At 70.5% G+C, this 2,486-nt stretch carries 1 protein-coding gene; it reads right to left on the bottom strand.

What is annotated here, in order from left to right:
- Window positions 1-117 precede the first annotated feature (117 nt).
- The gene (locus JNW89_RS34540) at window positions 118-2,250 is read right to left on the bottom strand and encodes a transglycosylase domain-containing protein (RefSeq protein WP_238452227.1); all 2,133 of its coding nucleotides are present in this window, start codon (window positions 2,248-2,250) and stop codon (window positions 118-120) included.
- Window positions 2,251-2,486: the final 236 nt, after the last annotated feature.

The following is a 2,486-nucleotide window of genomic DNA, read 5'->3' as shown; positions in this document are numbered from 1 at the left end:
GCGCCCATGACCCGTGGCGGCCCGCGGCCGGGCCGCCGGGGCGGACAGAAGCGCTGCGCCAGGAACCGCACCGTTCCTGACGCAGCGCCCCCGGTCTTCGGGTGGGGCCGGCCGATCTCACCCCACGATGCGGTCCGACGGTGGGGTGAACTGGCGGGTGGGTGCGCCCTTCAGTCCGTCGCGCAGCGTCTCGGCGACCGCGGCGACGGGGACCTGGGACTGGCCGTCACCCACCGCGTTGAACGGGTTGTCGGGGTCGGCGATGAAGCTCGCCGCCGCCAGTTCGGGCGTGTAGGCGACGAACCAGGCCGACCGGGTGCTGTCCGTGGTACCGGTCTTGCCGGCCACCGGGCGGCCCACCGTGCCCCGGACGCTGTCCGCCGTCGACCAGCCCCCGCAGCTGCCCTTCGCCGGGGTGTCCCCGGTCGGGCAGCGGGCGGCGTCGGTGGCGGCTCGGGCCGCGTCCGCGCTCACCACCTGCCGGCAGCGCGGCTTGGCCACCTCCCGCTGGATGCCGGACGCCGTCCGGTAGGTCGCCGGCGTGCCGTCCCGGTTGGTGATCGACAGGACCGGCATCGCCTCGCAGTACCGGCCGTCGGCGGCGATCGCGGCGTACGCGTTGGCCAGCTCCAGCGGGGTGGCGTCGGAGACGCCCAGGGTGAACGCGCCCCACTTCTTGGCCTTGGCCGGGGAGGCGTGGTCCCGGTCCACGTCGGTACGCCAGCGCAGCCCGAGCTGCTCGGCGAGCCGAACCCCCTTGTCCGCGCCGATCTGCTCCTCCAGTTGGACGAAGTAGGTGTTCACCGACTTGCCGAAGCCGGACCACATGGTCTGCCGGCCGGTCATCGCCCCGCTGGCGTTGGACGGGGCCCAGCCGTCGTAGACCCTCGACTGGTATCGGTAGGGCGAGTTGTACTCGGTGGACAGCGTCATCCCGGCGTCCAGCGCGGCGAGCATCGGGAACATCTTGAACGTCGATCCGGCCTGGTAGCCGGGGAGGCTGCCGCCGCCGAGCAGGGGCGCCACCGTGTTCGGGTAGTTCGCCTTGACGTTGGGGCCGGCCTCCGGGTTGGAGCTGGACGGGTTCTCGCTGAGGTCCAGCGAGTACGTCCGGTTCACCGCCATCGCCTTCACCCGGCCGGTGCCCGGTTCGGCCACCACGATGCCGTTGGCGAAGGGGCTGCCGACGCCGTCCTTCGCGCCGACGTTCTTCTCCGCCGCCGACTGGATCTTCGGGTCGAGACTGAGCACGATCCGGTAGCCGCCCCGGCGCAGCTTGTCCATGCGCTCCAGCCGGTTCTCGCCGAACGCGGACTGCGCGCTCCACCAGTTCTTGACGTAGTCGCAGGCGAAGCCCCAGGTCTGGTACTGGCTGGGCAGTGAGGTGCAGTCGTTGGCCGGGGTCGTCACCCGGGTCCGGATGGGCTCCGACCGGGCCGCCGCCGCGGCGTCCGGGGAGAGGTAGCCGAGCTGGGCCATCCGGTCGAGCACGTAGTTGCGCCGGCCGGTGGCGTCCTTCTGGTCCGAGGTGATCGGGTCGTACTCGGAGGGGGACTTGACCAGCCCGGCGAGGGTGGCCGCCTCGACCGGGGTGAGGGTGGCCGGGGTCTTGGAGAAGAAGATCTGCGCGGCGGCGTAGATGCCGTACGCCCGGTGACCGAAGTACGCCGAGTTGAGGTAGCGCTCCAGGATCTCCTCCTTGGTCAGCTCCTTCTCGATGTCCAGGGCCATCCGCATCTCCTTGACCTTGCGCAGGCTGGTCTGCTGGGTGGCCTCCTGGACCTCCTTCGGGGTCTTGGCGCTGTCCCGCAGCGCCATCCGGACGTACTGCATGGTCAGGGTTGAGGCGCCCTGGGAGACGCCGCTGGAGCGGGCGTTGGCCACGAAGGCGCGGGCGACGCCCTTCGGGTCGACGCCGTGGTGCTGGTAGAAGCGGTTGTCCTCGGCGGCGACGATCGCCTGCTGGATGTTCGGCGACATGTCCGACAGCTTCGTGTACTGCCGGTACTCCTCGTAGAACATGGTCAGGATCGTCTTGCCGTCCGGGGCGTAGAGGTACGACGTCTCGGCGGGCAGCGCGGTGCGCAGGATGCTCGTCTTCTGTTCCACGGCGTGCGCGGTGGCCTTGGCGCCGAGGCCGGTGAACGCGGCCAACGGATAGGCCACGGCGGCGACGACGATGCCGGCGATGAGCCCGGCGCGAAGGAGCGGAACGGTACGACCAGCGGCAGCAAGGGGTCGGTTGCTCACAGGGTCAAGTTATGACATTTCCGATTCGGAAATGAGAAGAATTCATAAACGGGCGAGACTGTCGCCGGGCGGTGACGCGACCCACGTCGGGATCCGCTGTCCCGTACGGCGGCTTCCCGGCAGGATCACGGACATGCATGGTCAGCTGATCGAGTGCCGCCGGGCACCGGGAACGAACCGGACCTGGGGCACCACGGGGACGCCGAGGCAACCCCGGGCCTGGTCGACCGTGGCCG

Source organism: Micromonospora sp. 4G55 (genome assembly GCF_016803375.1).
Note: the sequence above shows the minus strand (reverse complement) of the source record. Positions and strands in the feature narration are given on the sequence as shown.